This is a genomic window from Candidatus Methylopumilus turicensis (genome assembly GCF_000953015.1).
Taxonomy (GTDB): domain Bacteria; phylum Pseudomonadota; class Gammaproteobacteria; order Burkholderiales; family Methylophilaceae; genus Methylopumilus_A; species Methylopumilus_A turicensis.
Genome location: NZ_LN794158.1, coordinates 422,378 through 439,175, shown reverse-complemented (window position 1 = coordinate 439,175; position 16,798 = coordinate 422,378). Strand labels below are relative to the sequence as shown.

Annotated in this window: 14 protein-coding genes; 7 read left to right on the top strand and 7 right to left on the bottom strand. The window is 46.5% G+C overall.

Annotated elements, in window-relative coordinates; all coding sequences use genetic code 11:
- Window position 1 precedes the first annotated feature (1 nt).
- Complete coding sequence (locus tag BN1209_RS02355) at window positions 2-1,273, top strand: dihydroorotase (RefSeq protein WP_045750781.1); 1,272 nt, start codon at window positions 2-4, stop codon at window positions 1,271-1,273.
- A gap of 528 nt (window positions 1,274-1,801) precedes the next feature.
- Here the strand turns inward: BN1209_RS02355 and BN1209_RS02350 are convergent.
- The 5 genes from BN1209_RS02350 to BN1209_RS02330 all read right to left on the bottom strand — a co-directional run bounded on the left by BN1209_RS02350 (window position 1,802) and on the right by BN1209_RS02330 (window position 9,966).
- Window positions 1,802-2,323 (bottom strand): hypothetical protein, encoded by a 522-nt coding sequence (locus tag BN1209_RS02350; RefSeq protein ID WP_045750780.1) that lies wholly within the window; start codon window positions 2,321-2,323, stop codon window positions 1,802-1,804.
- A 67-nt stretch (window positions 2,324-2,390) separates the two neighbouring features.
- Complete coding sequence (locus BN1209_RS02345) at window positions 2,391-5,450, bottom strand: efflux RND transporter permease subunit (protein WP_045750779.1); 3,060 nt, start codon at window positions 5,448-5,450, stop codon at window positions 2,391-2,393.
- A complete protein-coding gene (locus BN1209_RS02340; protein WP_045750778.1) occupies window positions 5,450-7,069 on the bottom strand; it encodes a L,D-transpeptidase Cds6 family protein in 1,620 nt (539 codons plus the stop codon). Before BN1209_RS02340 ends, BN1209_RS02345 begins: the two co-directional genes overlap by 1 nt.
- Window positions 7,070-7,118: 49 nt before the next feature.
- Window positions 7,119-8,513: a TolC family protein gene (locus BN1209_RS02335; protein WP_171816490.1), complete on the bottom strand. Its 1,395-nt coding sequence runs from the start codon at window positions 8,511-8,513 to the stop codon at window positions 7,119-7,121.
- Between the two features lie 406 nt (window positions 8,514-8,919).
- Window positions 8,920-9,966, bottom strand: a complete 1,047-nt coding sequence (locus tag BN1209_RS02330; RefSeq protein ID WP_045750776.1) for a type IV pilus twitching motility protein PilT — start codon at window positions 9,964-9,966, stop codon at window positions 8,920-8,922.
- Between the two features lie 94 nt (window positions 9,967-10,060).
- Between BN1209_RS02330 and BN1209_RS02325 the strand changes: the two genes are divergently transcribed.
- The 3 genes from BN1209_RS02325 to BN1209_RS02315 are packed head-to-tail and all read left to right on the top strand — an operon-like array spanning window position 10,061 to window position 12,252.
- Window positions 10,061-10,786: a YggS family pyridoxal phosphate-dependent enzyme gene (locus BN1209_RS02325; RefSeq protein ID WP_045750775.1), complete on the top strand. Its 726-nt coding sequence runs from the start codon at window positions 10,061-10,063 to the stop codon at window positions 10,784-10,786.
- A 60-nt stretch (window positions 10,787-10,846) separates the two neighbouring features.
- Window positions 10,847-11,674 carry a pyrroline-5-carboxylate reductase gene (gene proC, locus BN1209_RS02320; protein WP_045750774.1) on the top strand — a complete coding sequence of 276 codons (828 nt, stop codon included), beginning with the start codon at window positions 10,847-10,849 and terminating at the stop codon, window positions 11,672-11,674.
- 2 nt (window positions 11,675-11,676) lie between these two features.
- Window positions 11,677-12,252, top strand: a complete 576-nt coding sequence (locus tag BN1209_RS02315; RefSeq protein WP_045750773.1) for a YggT family protein — start codon at window positions 11,677-11,679, stop codon at window positions 12,250-12,252.
- Window positions 12,253-12,264: 12 nt separating this feature from the next.
- Here BN1209_RS02315 and rng read toward each other — a convergent pair whose 3' ends face one another.
- Together rng and BN1209_RS02305 are read right to left on the bottom strand one after the other, a co-directional pair.
- Complete coding sequence (gene rng, locus BN1209_RS02310; RefSeq protein WP_045750772.1) at window positions 12,265-13,716, bottom strand: ribonuclease G; 1,452 nt, start codon at window positions 13,714-13,716, stop codon at window positions 12,265-12,267.
- 61 nt (window positions 13,717-13,777) lie between these two features.
- Window positions 13,778-14,383, bottom strand: coding sequence for a Maf family protein (locus tag BN1209_RS02305; protein ID WP_045750771.1), 606 nt, complete (start codon window positions 14,381-14,383; stop codon window positions 13,778-13,780).
- Between the two features lie 111 nt (window positions 14,384-14,494).
- On the opposite strand from BN1209_RS02305, the gene BN1209_RS02300 reads away from it, so the two are divergent.
- The 3 genes from BN1209_RS02300 (at window position 14,495) to mnmA (ending at window position 16,788) form a co-directional block, all read left to right on the top strand.
- On the top strand, window positions 14,495-15,133 hold the full coding sequence (locus BN1209_RS02300; RefSeq protein WP_045750770.1) for a MarC family protein: 639 nt from the start codon (window positions 14,495-14,497) through the stop codon (window positions 15,131-15,133).
- Between the two features lie 86 nt (window positions 15,134-15,219).
- Entirely contained in the window at window positions 15,220-15,663 is a 444-nt protein-coding gene (locus BN1209_RS02295; RefSeq protein ID WP_045750769.1) for an NUDIX hydrolase, read from the top strand.
- A gap of 30 nt (window positions 15,664-15,693) precedes the next feature.
- Window positions 15,694-16,788, top strand: a complete 1,095-nt coding sequence (gene mnmA / locus BN1209_RS02290; RefSeq protein WP_045750768.1) for a tRNA 2-thiouridine(34) synthase MnmA — start codon at window positions 15,694-15,696, stop codon at window positions 16,786-16,788.
- Window positions 16,789-16,798: the final 10 nt, after the last annotated feature.

Here is a 16,798-nt window from a genome sequence, read left to right as displayed (position 1 = left end):
CATGAAAATACACATTAAAAACGGCCACTTAATCGACCCTAAAAATGGCATAGATGCCAAACACGACCTCTACATCGCCGCAGGAAAAATCGCTGGCATAGGTAAAGCGCCTGATGGTTTTGTTGCCAACCAAACCATCGACGCAACTAACTTAGTCATCATCCCTGGCTTAGTGGATTTATCTGCACGCTTGCGTGAACCAGGCTATGAGCACAAAGCCACCCTAGAAAGCGAAATGAATGCTGCAGCAGCGGGCGGCGTGACTAGCCTTGCTTGCCCTCCAGATACCGACCCAGTGCTTGATGAGCCAGGCTTGGTAGAAATGCTCAAGCATCGTGCTAAACAACTCAACCAAGCCCATGTTTATCCGCTAGGCGCTCTCACCCACCAACTTGCTGGCAAAGAAATTACCGAAATGTGCGAGCTGAGTGAAGCAGGTTGTGTGGGATTCTCGCAAGCAGATGTTGCCATTAAAGATACCCAAGTATTGTGGCGTGCGATGCAATACGCTGCGACATTTGGCTTCACTGTCTGGCTTCGCCCAGAGGAGCCTTACCTCGCTAAAGATGGTGTGGCACATGATGGCGAAGTAGCCGCACGACTTGGCTTAAAAGGTATCCCAGCCGCAGCTGAAACCTTAGCCATTGCAAGCATCTTGCGTATCGCCAAAGAAACAGGCGCCAAAGTGCATCTATGCCGGCTCTCGACTTCAGAAGGTGTGGAGATGGTGCGCGCCGCGAAAAAAGCAGGCCAACAAGTCACCTGTGATGTCAGCGCCAACCACCTGCACCTCACCGACTTTGACATTGGCTACTTTGATGCCAACACCCACCTCAAACCACCTGTGCGCAGTCAACGTGACAAAACAGCCCTCACCAACGGCCTCGCGGATGGCACCATTGATGCCATTTGCTCTGACCACACCCCAGTGGATGATGATGCAAAGCTCTATCCTTTTGCCGAAGCAGAAGCCGGTGCCACAGGCCTGGAGTTACTATTGCCCCTCACCCTCAAATGGGCAGAAGATAACAAGCTCAAGTTAAGCGATGCGATAAAACACATCACCCAAGCCCCAGCCAATATCTTAGGCGTTCAAGCTGGTGATTTAAGTTTGAATGCCAGCGCAGATATTTGTGTGTTTGACCCAAAACAATATTGGAAGATAGAACCGAAAGCGCTGCTCAGCCAAGGTAAAAACACACCGTTCTTGGGGCTGGAACTCGCAGGAAAAGTGAAATACACCCTGCTCAATGGGCATGTGGTGCATGGGTAAGTTACAGATTTAGCACAACTTCCGTTCGTGCTGAGCTTGTCGAAGTACACCATCCGTTTAGGCTAAGCCTGCCTTTCGGCAAGATCAGGAAGAGCGGTTTATTGAGAATTAACGAAGGAAGTACGGCGGACTGCAACCGAGTCCGCCCAACAAGAACCTAACAACAAGAACCTAAGTGCCTAAACCCGTCCGAACCCGCATCAAAGCTTGCGAACACTGCAAAGTAGTCAGCGCAACGCTTTATCGTATTATTTACGACCAAACAGCTTCATGGGCCTTAATCTGCAATGAATGCAGAATCAAAGTCCAAGAGCACCCTTGTTATCGCTACGGCGGCACTTGGAAATCGGACAAGCGGCACTGACTCTTCAATATTAAAAGATAGCGCCGTGAGATTCTCTCAACACAGGCAAGATAAAATGCAGCCTTCAGAGTGAGCATTTGGTGCATGGCTAGTTTTGAGAAGTTAATTGGAGGGAGTACTGCGAACTGCAAGCAAATCCTACCTAATGGACTAAACCAAACTATCTAGATTTTTTCGTTAAATGTTTTGTCGAAACAATATAGCTGTTCATCAACTTCTCTTAGCGGGATATTCAGTGAAGTAGATATTTTTGTAATTTCATCTATGTAATCTAAATATAGGTTCAAACTATATTGACCATAAGATATTTTTTTCCCATTTAAAGCTCTGTAAGCCCGCACATCAATAATTGGATAAATATCTGGTCTGATAAACTTTAAAATAGAACTCGCCATTGGAAATCCTACACCATCGCATTCAATAAGCGCACTAATGATTGATCTTGATGTTTCATCACTAAAATGGAGGCTTTTATTAGTAGCCAGTTTACTAAGGTTTTTTAATAGATCTTCGGGAATATTAATGACCCTGTTCAACTTCCAAAGAGCCACTCTTCGAATATCATCCATGCCTAAGCTGGGGTTATAGTTTAGCTGCTCATGACAATTAAATGTTTCGTCGGGATTAAAAGAAAAATCAAAATTTAATTTATCTGTTTTGATATTAAAAACTCTTAAATTACTCATTACAAATCCTACAAAACCTTAAGAGCTGCATATTGCAGACTTACCTCATAAAATAGCATTACAAACACTACTTCTCTAGCGTCAACAAGCCTCTTAATTTAGGCGTGATTGACTGCTCAAAATCGTCAATCAGCACATAGACCACAGGCACAAATAACAAGCTCAATGCGGTAGAAGCAATCAAGCCGCCAATCACCGCAACGGCCATCGGCTCGCGGAAAGCGTTGACCGCACCAAAGCCAAGTACTAGCGGCAACATGCCGGCAATCATCGCCATGGAGGTCATGACGATCGGTTTAGCGCGTTGTTGCGCAGCTTCTAAAATAGCCTCGTGACGAGATTTTCCAGAGGCAATGGTTTCGATAATGCAGTCCACCAGCAAGATGCCGTTTTTACCAACGATGCCAGAGAGCATGAGAATGCCAATCACAGAGGGCAATGAAAGCGATTCACCAAACACCCAAAGCGCCAAACAAGCACCAAAGATAGAAAGCGGTAGTGCGACCATGATGGTGATAGGCTGAAGCACGGTGCGGAATAAAAGCACTAACACACCGAGCACCACCATGGCGCCAAACACCATCGCCATTAAGAATGAATCGAACATTTCGCCCAGCAATTCCGCATCGCCTGTATCAAAACGCTTCACGGTTTTAGGGAGATTTTTTAAGGCAGGCAATTGCTCAACTGCATCCAAGCCCTCACCTAGCGTTGCATGATTAAGATTGGCTTCTAAGGTGATTTGGCGCTGTCTGTCGTAGCGCAAAATGCTCGATGGACCAGCGCTAAAGTTAATATCTGCCACTGCGGAAATTGGAAGCATGACGCCTTCACTATTGGGTACGAGCATCTGACCAATCATCACGCCATCTTCTTTAGCGCCTGCATTGAGCTGAACACGCAATGGAATTTGGCGGCCATCCAGACTGATTTTGGCTAGGTTAGAATTTAAATCCCCCATCGTTGCCACGCGACCAGCTTCTGCTATCACCTCCGTATTGACACTAAAGCGCGCGGCATCTTCACTCCTTGGGGTAATCACGTATTCTGAATGTGGCAATGGGATGGTGGATGAGACTTCTTTTAGCACAGGCAAGCCACGCATTTGGGTTTCCAAGGCGCCAGCAGTTTGCGCTAAATCATCTGGCTTGCTACTAGCCAGCGAGAAGGTCAGCGCTTTGCTTCCGTTTTCATTCAGCACTGAAATTCGCGCATTTGGAATAGCGGCAAAATCTTGCAGGATGGATTGCTCAAAGGTTTTTACATCCACATCCCGCTCAGATTTAGGCTTGAGGCGCACTAAGACAGAAGCACGGCGCACTTCACCATCAATATTGGTATCAACATCCGCACCACCAGCCACAGTGTAAACTGACTGCACTTCTGGTTTTTTGCGTAAAACTGCCGTCATCAAACCCAAGACATGGTCCGTTTCTTCAATACGCGAACCTGTTGGCAATTCCACTTGCAGGGTGGATTGCGATTTATCTTCAAACGGCATGAAGTCGGTAGGCAAGCGTGATGCAATCAACACCGTTGCGACCATAATGCCGATAGCGATTAATAATGAGGTTTTAGGCTTAGCTAAAGCCTGCTCTAACCAGCGGCGATAGCTTGACATCCAGGAGGACGGCGCATGCGCTTCATCGAAAGGTTTGAGGAAATAAGCCGCTAATACAGGGGTGATAAAACGCGCAACGAACAATGAGAAAACAGTTGCGACTGCCACGGTTAACCCAAACTGAATAAAGTATTGCCCAACCACCCCGCCCATAAAGCTGACAGGCACGAATACCGCCACAATAACTACGGTCGTCGCAACGACGGCGAGACCAATTTCGTCAGCAGCATCCATCGCGGCGCGATAGGCGGTTTTGCCCATGCGCAAATGACGCATGATGTTTTCAATCTCAACAATCGCATCATCCACCAACACGCCCGAAACAAGCGACAAAGCTAACAAGCTGACCATGTTGAGCGAGAAGCCTAGCCATTGCATGACGAGGAAAGTAGGAATCACAGAAAGCGGAATACCCAGCGCGGTAATCCAAGTGGCACGCCAATTGCGGAAGAACACAAACACCACAGCAGCCGCGAGCAATGCGCCTTCAATAAACGACCAAAGTGCCGCATGGTAAGTATCTTGTGTAAATTCAACCAATGTTTGCGCTTGAGTGAAACTCACATCTGGCTGGTTCGCTTGAATCTCTTTAAGTACAGCTTGCACTTCTTTTTCAACACTGACTTCACTGGCAGTTTTTGAACGATACACCGCAAACCCAACCAAAGGCTGGCCATCTAATCGTGCGATTTGGCGTTGCGAGGCGGTGGTATCAATCACGTCACCCAAATCCGCCAAGCGCACAAAGCGTTGGCCAGGCAAAGCGATATTCATATGTTGCAAACTGACTACATCCGTTGGCGCACCTAAAGTACGAATCAGCGTTTCTTGCCCCGCGCTATCAATACGCCCTGCAGGCAAGTTTTGCACAGAAGCAAGTAATTGATCATTAATGGCGGCAGCGGTGACGCCATAGCTTTGAAGTTTTACGGGATCTAAAGCGATGCGAATTTCACGCCCAACACCGCCTTGTCGCTGCACTTTTGCCACGCCTTTAATGGCCAGCAAAGCACGGCTAATTTGTGTATCCACCAGCAAAGTGGACTGTTCAATTGAGCGCTGTGGGGCTTGCACGGCATAAGTCAAAATCGGCACTACATCGGCATCAATGCTTTGGATCATCGGTTCTTCTGAGCCACGCGGCAATAGCGGTTTAATGCCGATCATTTGGTCACGCACTTTTGAGAGTGCTTGGTTGATGTCCGTTCCAAGCTGGAATTCGATTTTGGTACTTGAAACGCTATCCGTCACATTTGAAGTAATGTGTTTGATATTACCGATGCCTGCTAATGCAGTTTCCACGCGTAGCGTAATTTGGGATTCAATTTCCGTTGGCGATGCACCAGGCAAAAATACCGACACATTGACTACAGGAATATTCACATTCGGCATGCCATTGATAGGCAAGCGGGAGAAGGACATTAACCCAGTCACTACTAAGCCAACAAAGATGACGATTGGCACTAGCGGGCGTTTAATCGCCCATGATGAAATGCGCAAAGCCATTAGTTTGCAGACCTTATCGTTACTTTGACAGGCTCACCATCCCGCAAGAAAGAAGCGGCGGTATCAATCACCATCATGCCCGCTGATACGCCCTCCAAGATTTCTAGCTTACTACCAATATGCTGACCAACTTTGACTACCTGACGTTTTGCAACACCATTTTTGGCCGTAAATACATAAGCGGAAGAACCCTCAAAGCGCACTGCTGTGTCGGGTAGATAGATGCCATTGCTTGAACTTGCATTAACCGCAACCCGCGCAAACTGACCCAGAATCAAATGCGGTGTTTGGTCAAAGCGAACGCGTACTTTTGCGATTTGGTTTTGGCGATTAATTTGGGTGGCCGCGCGGCTAATTTTACCGTTATAGATATTGGCAGATTGTGTATCAGATGCTGGCAAAGCGCGTTCTGCTTGCATCGCATCGAGGTGCGCCACACTTTGTTCACGCACAATCAGCCACTCACCATTCACATTAGATAGCGTTAAGCGCTTATTCGTGTCTTCTTTTTTACCGTTGGCGCTGTAATGTTGCACAAACTCCTCGGTGGCTTTGTCGCCATTGACTTGCACATTAATTTGGCTCAACGAAATATCCAGTGCGTCTTTTGAGGACAAGCGTTTTTGACGCTGGGACTGCCATTCTGCTCGGCTAATTTTTTGTTCAGGCACAAATTTTTCGGCATAAAAGCTTAAATAAGTATCAATATCTTTGTTTTTCCATGCTTGAGACCAAGCATCCACGCGGCTTAACACAGCATCTACGGCATTAGCACTTGGCGCTTTGATAGTCGACAGGTCACCGACTAACTGAATCGTCGCTGGCATGCCCAATTTCAGACGAGGCGCGTCATCTGCGGACACTTCAAGCTCCACTTCAACGTCATCCTCACGGAGAATGTTAAATAAAGGCTCAGTGTTTTGAGCAAGCGACATCCCAGTTCGCGCCCTACGCTCAACCACCATGCCAGACACTGGTGAACGAATGGCTGCTTGATCGAGGCGTAAATCAGACTCTGCCAATTGCGCACTGGCTAAATTAAAATCCGCTTGCGCCATGCTTAAGCTATTTTTCACGGCTTGAACGTGCGTTTTCGCTAACTGCTCAGCCATCACGCGCTGATCTCTCGCTTCTCTTGAAATTAAGCCAGATTCGGCCACCAGATCACCACGCTTACGTTCAGCTTGCGCTTGAGTATATTGGGCTTGCGCTTCCTCTAAAGCATTTTCTTGTTGCTTAATGGCGACGCTCGCTTTTTGTTGATTGGCTTGTTGTTGCGCTTTTTGAATACGCAAAGCTGAAGCATCAACAGTTGCAAGCACAGTGCCTGCTTTGACGGGTTGGCCAGGTTCTACCAAAATCTTATCAATACGGCCTTGTGCGAGATCACTATAAATTGGCACTTCATCACGGCCAACTACTGGCCCAGAAAAGGTCATACGGCGCTGCACTGTCCCGGCTTGTGCCGTGACGGCGGTGACGGCGATCGCTTGACCATTTTTTTGGTCAACTGCATTTGCGTTATTGCTGGTATGTTGAATCAGCACAAATAAACCAAGTGCCGCCACGGCACACAAAATACTAAAACGCGTGAGTTGTTGGGTGGTATATCGTTTCATGCAGCTTTTTACCTCAAGCAATTTTTACTTAAATAGTTGAATGATGATGTTACTTAGCCGACACGCTTGGCTTATCAGTCATGCGCGTTTTTTCAGCCTTCATATTGGTTTGCGCTTTGTTTGCCGCAGCAAATGCGGCTAGCCATGCTGATTGATCATCGGCATGGGCTAATTTACGTTCTTGCAATTTCGCTTGTAAGCGAAATGCATCTAAGGGACTTAAATAGCCAATAGTTAACCCTGCTTTGTTGCGCTTCGCAGCATCCTCAAGATTAACGGCCTCTTTGCTTGTTCGCTCCATGCGCTCATCCATTGCATTAAAGTTTGCAATGGTGATTTCCGTCTCGGCAATGGCCTGTAATACGGTATCACGATAACTCAAAATCGCGCGGCGTAACTCTGCTTCACTGGCGTTCTTCTGTTCACGTGACACGCCCCAATCCATAATGGGGAAGCGCAAACTTGGCGCCAAGAAACTGATTAAGCCATCGGGTGTTGTTGACCCATTTCGAATAATCGACCCTGAATACAATACCGCACCTTCTAAACCAATTTTAGGATAAAGCTCTGCATCCGAAACGCCTACAGCGCCGGCAGCATATATAACTTTTGCAATCGCAGTTTGGACATCCGGGCGCTGCATAATCAAATCAACAGGCACAGCAAAGGCCGGGACTTTGGCGCGCTCAAGCAGCCATGGACGTTCACTCAACGCCAGCCATTGCGGCAATGGCGCATCAAGACCGCAAAGCACATCGAGGCGCTGAATGGCGGATTCACGTATGGCACGCATTTCAGATAGCGCAGACTCTGCTTCAATCAGTTTGCTATTGGCTTCCATCACATCTTGTTGTGAAACGGCACCCACTGCAACCGAGCGTTCAAACATTTCATTAACGCCTTGCTGATAAGCCACGATTTTTTTAATTGACTGCACTTTTTGATCGGCGGCTCTCAACTCACCATAAACACGCACCACCTCAGCGATTAAACTTGTCCTTGCTGCGACCATACTAGCTTGCGCCATCTCCACATTGGCTTGCGCCATCTCCCGTTCGCCTTGCTTTTTTGAGGTATAGGGCACTTCCCAATTAAAATCAAAACCGAATAAAAAAGCACTCGATGAACGGTAGTTTGAAAAAGCCACCGAGCTGTTTGGGCCTAGATACAAACCCACCCGCGGTTTGTGTGAGGCTAGGGTGGCTTTTTCTAGGGCACGCTCAGCATTTAAGCGCTCATAGGATTGAGCAACGGATAAATTATTGCTTAGTGCTAATTCAACGACTTGATTAAGCGCAGGGTCATTGAGCAATGTCCACCAGGGTTCATTTGCGTTGGCAGAGGAGGTTGGAACGGCAGTATTTCTCCAAGTTGCAGGCGTTTTGACATTTAAATCAGGATGCGGAACAGACCCGCAAGCGGTCAGCGCGAATGAAAGTGCCAAAACAGCACTTGAACGAAGCTTTCCAAGTCGCAGAACTAAAACATTTTTATTGTAAAAATTGACCATCAACAATACCTGAATACCGCGTCCCTATTGGTTTAACGGGCCTGTTAACCACGTCAGCTTGCAATACTCCCATAAATAGAAAAGCTAACGCAAGTCATTTTGAATAATTTATTTTTTGATAAATGATTGTTAAATAACATTTAATCCTTGCATGCTATGGCCTAAATCCATGCCTTGATTAATATTGCCATCTAACTTGATTTTGAGTTGCACATCATTTACCGATTCGGCATTTCAAATAGATTCTCTATGTGAGCCCTCCTTCTGCATACAAATCCAACAGCACACCTTGATTTGTTCTGTATGGATTTGTTCTGAATGGATGTGTGCTTGGCGCATTTTATGCGCCTAAGAAGTTATCTTTGTTGGCGGCCTTCTTGCGTGCTTCTGCATTTGAAATCACATTGCCACTGACTAGCGCCTGTAAATGTTGATCGAGGGTTTGCATGCCGATGTTTTGACCTGTTTGAATGGCCGAATACATCTGAGCGACTTTGTTTTCGCGAATCAGGTTACGAATAGCGGGCGTACCAATCATAATTTCATGGGCGGCAACCCTGCCTTCACCATCTTTGGTTTTACATAGGGTTTGTGAAATGACTGCACGAAGCGATTCAGAAAGCATTGAACGCACCATTTCCTTTTCTGCGGCAGGAAAAACATCCACGACACGGTCAATGGTTTTTGCGGCAGAGCTTGTGTGCAAAGTGCCGAAAACCAGATGCCCTGTTTCAGCCGCACTTAATGCTAAGCGTATCGTTTCTAAATCACGCATTTCCCCGACTAAAATCACATCTGGATCTTCTCGCAACGCCGCTCTTAGTGCATTAGCAAATGACTGCGTATGTGGCCCAACCTCCCGTTGGTTAATCAGACATTTTTTTGACGTATGCACAAACTCAATCGGGTCCTCGACCGTCAGAATATGACCATAGTCATGTTCATTGACGTAATCCACCATGGCGGCCAATGTCGTCGATTTTCCGGAACCTGTTGGCCCAGTTACCAACACTAAGCCACGCGGCATTTCGGCAATCTCTTTAAAAATTTTGGGCGCATTCAGCTGATCAAGGGTCAACACAACAGAGGGAATCGTTCTGAAAACCGCACCAGCGCCGCGATTTTGATTAAACGCATTGACGCGAAAACGGGCTAAATTTGGAATTTCAAATGAAAAATCACACTCGAGCGTTTCTTTAAACGTCTTGCGCTGACCATCGTTCATAATGTCATACAACATGCCATGCACTTGCTCATGGCTCAATGATGGAAGACTCATCTTACGCACATCACCATGCACCCTAATCATAGGAGGCAATCCAGATGACAAATGCAAATCGGATGCTTTATTTTTGACTGAAAATGCCAACAAATCGGAAATATCCACACAACGCTCCTATATAATCAAACCAACACAGCAGATCAACCCAGATCCACTAAAAACCTGTCGTAGTTTAATGGCATAAATAAACGAATTGATTATGAACATAAGCACCCAGCGCTTGCAAGCCGTGAAAGCGGATATTGAAAAAGCCCTTACCAAACGTGGCACCCAACACATCGTCAATCAAGATGGTCATGTCACCCTAGTAGCTGTGAGCAAAACACAATCTGCGGACAAAGTACGCGAAGCTTATCAAGCGGGGCAAACCGCCTTTGGCGAAAACTACTTACAAGAAGCGCTAAACAAACAAGTTGCCTTGGCAGATTTAGCAATTGAATGGCATTTTATTGGCCCCATACAAAGCAACAAAACCCAACCAATTGCACAACACTTTAGCTGGGTGCATGGCGTGGATAGGCTAAAAGTTGCACAACGCTTAAATGACGCTAGGCCTGCAGCATTGCATCCTTTGCAAATCTGTTTGCAAGTGAATATCAGCGGTGAGTCAACCAAGAGTGGCATTGCGCCTGACGCCCTTGCCGAATTAGTAAAAACAGTAAGCACTTTACCTAAACTCAAATTACGCGGATTAATGTCAATCCCAGAACCGACAGATGATGAAGCTTTACAGCGACAACAATTTCAGCAAATGCGACATTTGCTTAATGCATTAGTCAAGCAAGGCTATGCAATGGATACCTTATCCATGGGCATGTCGGGGGATTACCAAATTGCGATTGAAGAAGGCGCAACCATCGTCAGAATCGGCTCTGCTATTTTTGGCGCACGACCAGCCAAAATTACACTTGAAGACCCACATTAAATCCCGCACTATAAGTCGCGCAATATTGAAGAACAATGCAAGCAACACTGAAAGCTAAACATGACTGAACATACCCTCGGAAAAATTTGTTTTATTGGCGGCGGCAATATGGCGCGAGCGCTTATTGGCGGCCTTCAAACCAATGGCTACCTGATGAGTGATATCAATGTGATAGAGCCTGACGCAGAAAAACGCACGCAACTCAAAGCAGACTTTGGTGTATCAGTCACCGAACAATTACCAAGCGTTTCGATGGCGGACATTGTGGTGTTGGCTGTGAAGCCTCAACAACTGCGTGATCTCTCTATTTTCTTGGGAAGCTTATTGCAAAACCAATTACTGATTTCGATTGCTGCGGGCATTCGTGCTAAAGACATCGCACGTTGGCTTGGGGGTTATCAATCGATTATTCGCGTGATGCCAAACACACCGGCACAAATCCAATTAGGCGTTTCTGCGCTTTATGCAATGCCAGAAGTGACCCAACATCAGCATGGTCAAGCAGAAACAATCCTTAAAGCAGTCGGTCAAATTTTATGGTTGGACGAAGAAGCTAAGATGGATGCTGTCACGGCTATTTCAGGCAGCGGGCCAGCATATGTGTTTTACTTTATTGAAGCGATGCAACAAGCCGCATTAGAATTGGGGCTTAATGCAGAACAAGCAAAAACCTTAAGTTTGCAAACCTTTATTGGCGCCAGCAAATTAGCTGAACAAAGCCATGAGTCGCCAGCAACATTGAGAAGCCAAGTGACTTCAAAAGGTGGCACGACCGAACAAGCCATTTTGACCATGGAAAGCGCGACCGTAAAGTCATCGATCATTAAAGCAGCAAAAGCCGCCGCCGCTCGTTCAGAAGCGCTTGGTGATAGTTTAGGGAAGGATTAATCATGCTGGTCACTGCGTTCCAATTCTTGCTGAACACCCTACTTGGTTTGCTCAGTCTGGCTTTTTTACTACGCTTTTATTTACAAGCCACCAACGCGCCGTTTCGAAACCCACTTTCACAGATGGTCGTTGCGGTGACTGATTTTGCAGTGATCCCAATGCGAAGAGCGATCCCGAGCCTTTTTAGGCTGGATACATCAACATTTTTACTCGCCTTCTTAACCCAGTTACTCTTACAGTTTCTGTTGCAATGGGTAAATGGTTTTCCATTTTCACTTGCGGGGAATTCAGTTTACCTGGTGATCATTGGCTTATCCGTACTGCATGTCGCCAACCTCAGCATGGATCTATTCTTGTACGCGATTGTGGCCCAAGCCTTGCTGAGCTGGGTGAATCCCCACACCCCTATCGCACCTGCGCTGGAAGCTTTAACAAGGCCGATCATGCAACCTATTCGTCGCATGATCCCATCACCTAACGGCCTAGATCTATCACCATTAATTGCGATCATGACTGCGCAGCTTATGCAGATACTTGTCTTTGCACCCCTAGAAATAAGCTTGATGAAGTTGTTTTAAGCGCAAGACTCATTACATCAACACAATATCAAACGACTCTTGTGAGTATTGATTTTCCACCTGCAGGGAAACGGGCTTACCAATAAAGTCAGATAGATTAGCGAGGCTTTGTGACTCCTCATCCAACAACATCCCAATCACTTTTTGCGAAGCGAGCACACGAAATTCTCTGGCGCTAAACTGTCTAGCATGCCGCAATAACTCACGCAGAATTTCGTAACAGACCGTCTGCGCAGTTTTTAGCTCACCGCGACCTCTACAACTTGGGCATGGCTCACAAAGAATATGTGCCAAACTTTCACGGGTACGTTTGCGGGTCATTTCAACCAAGCCCAAAGAAGAAAAGCCGCTCACACTAATCCGTGCACGGTCTTTTTCCACAGCACGCTTCAGCTCCTGCATCACGGCTTCGCGCTGGCTATCTTCATCCATATCAATAAAATCGATAATAATAATACCGCCAAGATTACGGAGTCTTAGTTGGCGAGCAATGCATTGTGAGGCTTCAAGATTTGTCTTAAAAATGGTGTCAGACAGGCTCTTTCCACTGACAAAGCCCCCAGTATTCACATCCACTGTAGTGAGCGCCTCGGTTTGATCAAAAATCAAATAGCCGCCGGACTTAAGCTCCACTTTGCGTGACATGGCTTTTTCAATTTCCACCTCCACGTTATACATGTCAAATAATGGACGCTCACCTTGGTAATGCTCGAGTCGCGTTACCGCGCCTGCCGCATAAAGCTCTGCAAACTCTGAAAGCTTTTGGAAGGTTTCTCGTGAGTCGATGACAATACGATCCGTTTTTTCATTCACCACATCACGCAATATCCGCATCGGCAAGTTCAAGTCCTGAAACACCAGAGAACGTTCAGAAGCGCCATGACTTGCCGCTTGAATATTGCCCCACACCTTATCTAAATAAGCGATATCGGCTAGCAACTCTTCATCACTCGCTGTTTCTGACATGGTGCGAATAATGTAACCCCCCGCGTGCTTTTCAGGTAACAGCCCAAGCAGTCGATCTCGCAACAATTCGCGCTCCGCCTCATCTTCAATCCGCTGCGAAACTCCAATATGATCTTGCTGCGGCAAATAAACCAAAAAGCGCCCGGCGATACTGATTTGCGTCGTCAGCCGCGCACCTTTGGTGCCAATCGGCTCTTTCACCACTTGCACCATTAAAGGCTGGCCTTCGTGCAACACCTCTTGAATGGTTTTTTCTTGATTCGCATTGGTACATTCCAACACATCAGCCACATGTAAAAATGCGGCGCGATGCAAACCAATTTCCACAAAAGCTGACTGCATGCCGGGTAATACGCGACATACCGAACCACGATAAATATTACCAACCAAGCCCAATGATGTGCTGCGCTCAATATGAAGCTCTTGAACGACCCCCTGCTCGACAATCGCTACCCGCGTTTCTTGCGGGGTGACATTAATTAAAATTTCTTCACTCATCTCAACTCACTTTAGCTATTTTTTGATTCGTCATTTGTTATCAATTTTGTATTTTTTGTTTTCAATACATTCGGATGCCCGCTTGGCTCAGCAACTGGGCAGTTTCATAGACTGGCAATCCCATTACGCCAGAATAGCTGCCTTCAATACGCTTAATGAGTGTGCCAGCAAAGCCTTGTATGCCATATGCACCCGCTTTGTCGCGGGGCTCTCCTGTGGCGATGTAGGCCAGAATCGTTTGATCAGACAATGGTGCCATTTCAACTCTAGTGCTGGAAATAGCCACACTCACGCCATCAGCAGTCGCGACAGCGATTCCTGTGTGGACTTCATGCCATCGCCCGGACATGCTTGAGAGCATCTGAAAAGCATCATCATCATCCTGTGGTTTGCCTAATATTTTTCCATCAATACTAACCGTCGTATCGGCCGCCAATACTGGGTAGAGCGACATAGATTTCATGACCAAGTCTTTGTAGCACGCTTTTGCTTTTTCGGCAGCCAGTCGCAACACGTACGCCTCTGATGGCTCATTTTGGAGCGGTGTTTCATCAATATCTGCAGGCAACACAATAAACGCAAGGCCCATTTGCTGAAGCAACTCAGCGCGTCTTGGTGACCGTGATGCTAAGTAAATCATTTTGTGCTGATCAGTATTGGTAAACATAGATTGACGCTTAGGGTTAATATTTCGTTGTGTAATAAGCCGATGTGCCACAATACTAACCGAAGCCTTAATAAGCACCAACAAAGAAAACAAGAAAAGAAGACTACTAACATGACCGAATGGGCCTATTTATTCAAAACAGGAATTGCACTTTTCGCCATCGTCAATCCAATCGGTAGCATCCCGATTTTTATCAGTGCGACCAGCAGCTGGGACAAAAAGGCAAGGGCTCACACAGCCAATATCGTTGCCATCACCGTGTTTACGGTACTAACGATTGCAACGTTTATTGGCAATGATATTTTGAATTTTTTCAGCATCACCATTCCCTCGTTTCAAGTGGGTGGTGGAATTTTAATTTTGCTGATGTCAATTAACATGATGCACGGCAAACAAAGTCATGCAAGCCAAACACCTGAAGAAGCACAAAATTTAGTTGACCGTGAAGCAATCGCGATTGTCCCGCTCAGCATTCCTTTATTGGCAGGGCCAGGTGCGATTAGTAGTATGATTATTGCGGCCGAAAAAAGTACCAACTTGGTGAATCATGCCAGCCTAACCATCCCTGTCGCTGTGGTCGCGGCTTTGGTTTGGATCACCTTAAGACTCTCTGCCAATATCGCCAATAAGCTTGGCACCATCGGCATGAATATCGTCACGCGTTTGATGGGCCTGATATTAGCGGCCATGTCCATTGAATTTATTGCACACGGACTGACAGGATTATTTCCCCAACTAGTGTCTTCATGAGCCTGGCTGGTGATGTCGAGCGACACGCGGTAAAATGTCTCTTTAAGATAACTAAGCCTCCAAGGTAATTTGGAAAGCCAAGCAACATGAACTGGAAACCTAATACCACGGTAGCGGCTATTATCGAGCAGGATGGTCGTTTTTTAATGGTTGAAGAAAACACAACAGAAGGCGTGCGCATCAATCAGCCTGCTGGTCACTTAGACCAAGGGGAAACGCTCTTGCAAGGCGTCATTCGCGAGACGCTTGAAGAAACGGCGCACGACTTTACACCAACTGCATTATTAGGCATTTATCTCTGGCAACGTCCGGCCAAAGACATTACTTATTTACGTTTTGCCTTTGTTGGAAAACTTGGGCTTCATTACCCAGCGCTAGGTTTAGATGATGGCATTATTCGCGCGGTGTGGATGACGATTGAAGAGCTTCGCGCCAGCCAAGCAACCCATCGCAGCCCCCAAGTATTGAAATGTGTAGAAGATTATTTAGCTGGACAGCGTTTTCCATTAACTGTTCTGTCTCATTTGTAAAAAATAGCCCTTGTATAAAGCAAAGATTTTATGAAAAACAAAAGAGTTGTCGTTGGGCTTTCTGGAGGCGTAGATTCTTCAGTCACCGCTTTGTTGCTCAAGCAGCAAGGCTATGACGTGGTCGGCCTATTTATGAAAAACTGGGAAGACGACGATACCGACGAGTATTGCTCATCTAAGCAAGACTTAATTGATGCCGTTTCTGTCGCGGACAAAATCGGCATTGAAATCGAAGCGGTCAATTTTAGTAAAGAATATAAAGAGCGCGTGTTTCAAAACTTCTTAGATGAATATCAAGCAGGCCGCACGCCTAATCCAGATATTTTGTGCAATGCCGAAATTAAATTCAAAGCGTTTTTAGATCATGCGATGGGCTTAGGCGCCGATTTAATTGCCACAGGCCACTATGCTCAAGTCCGAGAAAACCCGTTCGAAGCGGGCGAGTATCAGTTACTGAAAGCAGAAGACGGCAGCAAAGACCAAAGTTACTTCTTACACCGCCTAAACCAAGCGCAACTTTCTAAAACATTATTTCCACTGGGTCACTTACTTAAACGGGACGTACGTGAAATTGCCCGTGAAGCAGGCCTTGCCACCAGTGAAAAGAAAGACTCAACTGGCATTTGCTTTATTGGCGAACGCCCATTTCAGGAATTTTTAAGCCGCTACTTACCACGCGAACCAGGCGAAATGAAAACGCCAGACGGAAAAGTGGTCGGCAAACACGATGGCTTGATGTATTACACATTAGGCCAGCGCCAAGGGTTGAAAATTGGCGGCTCAAAAGAGAGCAACGGTGAGCCTTGGTTTGTGGCGCAAAAGGACATGAAGAATAATGTGTTGATTGTGGTGCAAGGGCATGAGCATCCGTTACTGCTCAACGATGGCCTGCAAGCAGGTCAAGTGCATTGGATTAGTGGCAAGCCACCCAAAACCAATTGGGTTTATGCCGCAAAAACACGCTACCGCCAGCCTGATGCACCATGCGAAATCGAACGTTTAGGCGATGATTTTGTGGAAATTAAATTCGGCCAAAAACAATGGGCAATTACCCCGGGCCAATCAGCCGTTGTATATGAAAGCAACGTCTGTTTGGGTGGTGGAATTATTACAGGGGCGATTTAAGCCTGAATGG

What these genes read in the sequence shown, in the direction of transcription:
- BN1209_RS02355 (WP_045750781.1), top strand. Translation starts at nt 2, where the DNA reads ATGAAAATACACATTAAAAACGGCCACTTAATCGACCCTAAAAATGGC.
- BN1209_RS02350 (WP_045750780.1), bottom strand. Translation starts at nt 2,323, where the DNA reads ATGAGTAATTTAAGAGTTTTTAATATCAAAACAGATAAATTAAATTTT.
- BN1209_RS02345 (WP_045750779.1), bottom strand. Translation starts at nt 5,450, where the DNA reads ATGGCTTTGCGCATTTCATCATGGGCGATTAAACGCCCGCTAGTGCCA.
- BN1209_RS02340 (WP_045750778.1), bottom strand. Translation starts at nt 7,069, where the DNA reads ATGAAACGATATACCACCCAACAACTCACGCGTTTTAGTATTTTGTGT.
- BN1209_RS02325 (WP_045750775.1), top strand. Translation starts at nt 10,061, where the DNA reads ATGAACATAAGCACCCAGCGCTTGCAAGCCGTGAAAGCGGATATTGAA.
- proC (WP_045750774.1), top strand. Translation starts at nt 10,847, where the DNA reads ATGACTGAACATACCCTCGGAAAAATTTGTTTTATTGGCGGCGGCAAT.
- BN1209_RS02315 (WP_045750773.1), top strand. Translation starts at nt 11,677, where the DNA reads ATGCTGGTCACTGCGTTCCAATTCTTGCTGAACACCCTACTTGGTTTG.
- rng (WP_045750772.1), bottom strand. Translation starts at nt 13,716, where the DNA reads ATGAGTGAAGAAATTTTAATTAATGTCACCCCGCAAGAAACGCGGGTA.
- BN1209_RS02305 (WP_045750771.1), bottom strand. Translation starts at nt 14,383, where the DNA reads ATGTTTACCAATACTGATCAGCACAAAATGATTTACTTAGCATCACGG.
- BN1209_RS02300 (WP_045750770.1), top strand. Translation starts at nt 14,495, where the DNA reads ATGACCGAATGGGCCTATTTATTCAAAACAGGAATTGCACTTTTCGCC.
- BN1209_RS02295 (WP_045750769.1), top strand. Translation starts at nt 15,220, where the DNA reads ATGAACTGGAAACCTAATACCACGGTAGCGGCTATTATCGAGCAGGAT.
- mnmA (WP_045750768.1), top strand. Translation starts at nt 15,694, where the DNA reads ATGAAAAACAAAAGAGTTGTCGTTGGGCTTTCTGGAGGCGTAGATTCT.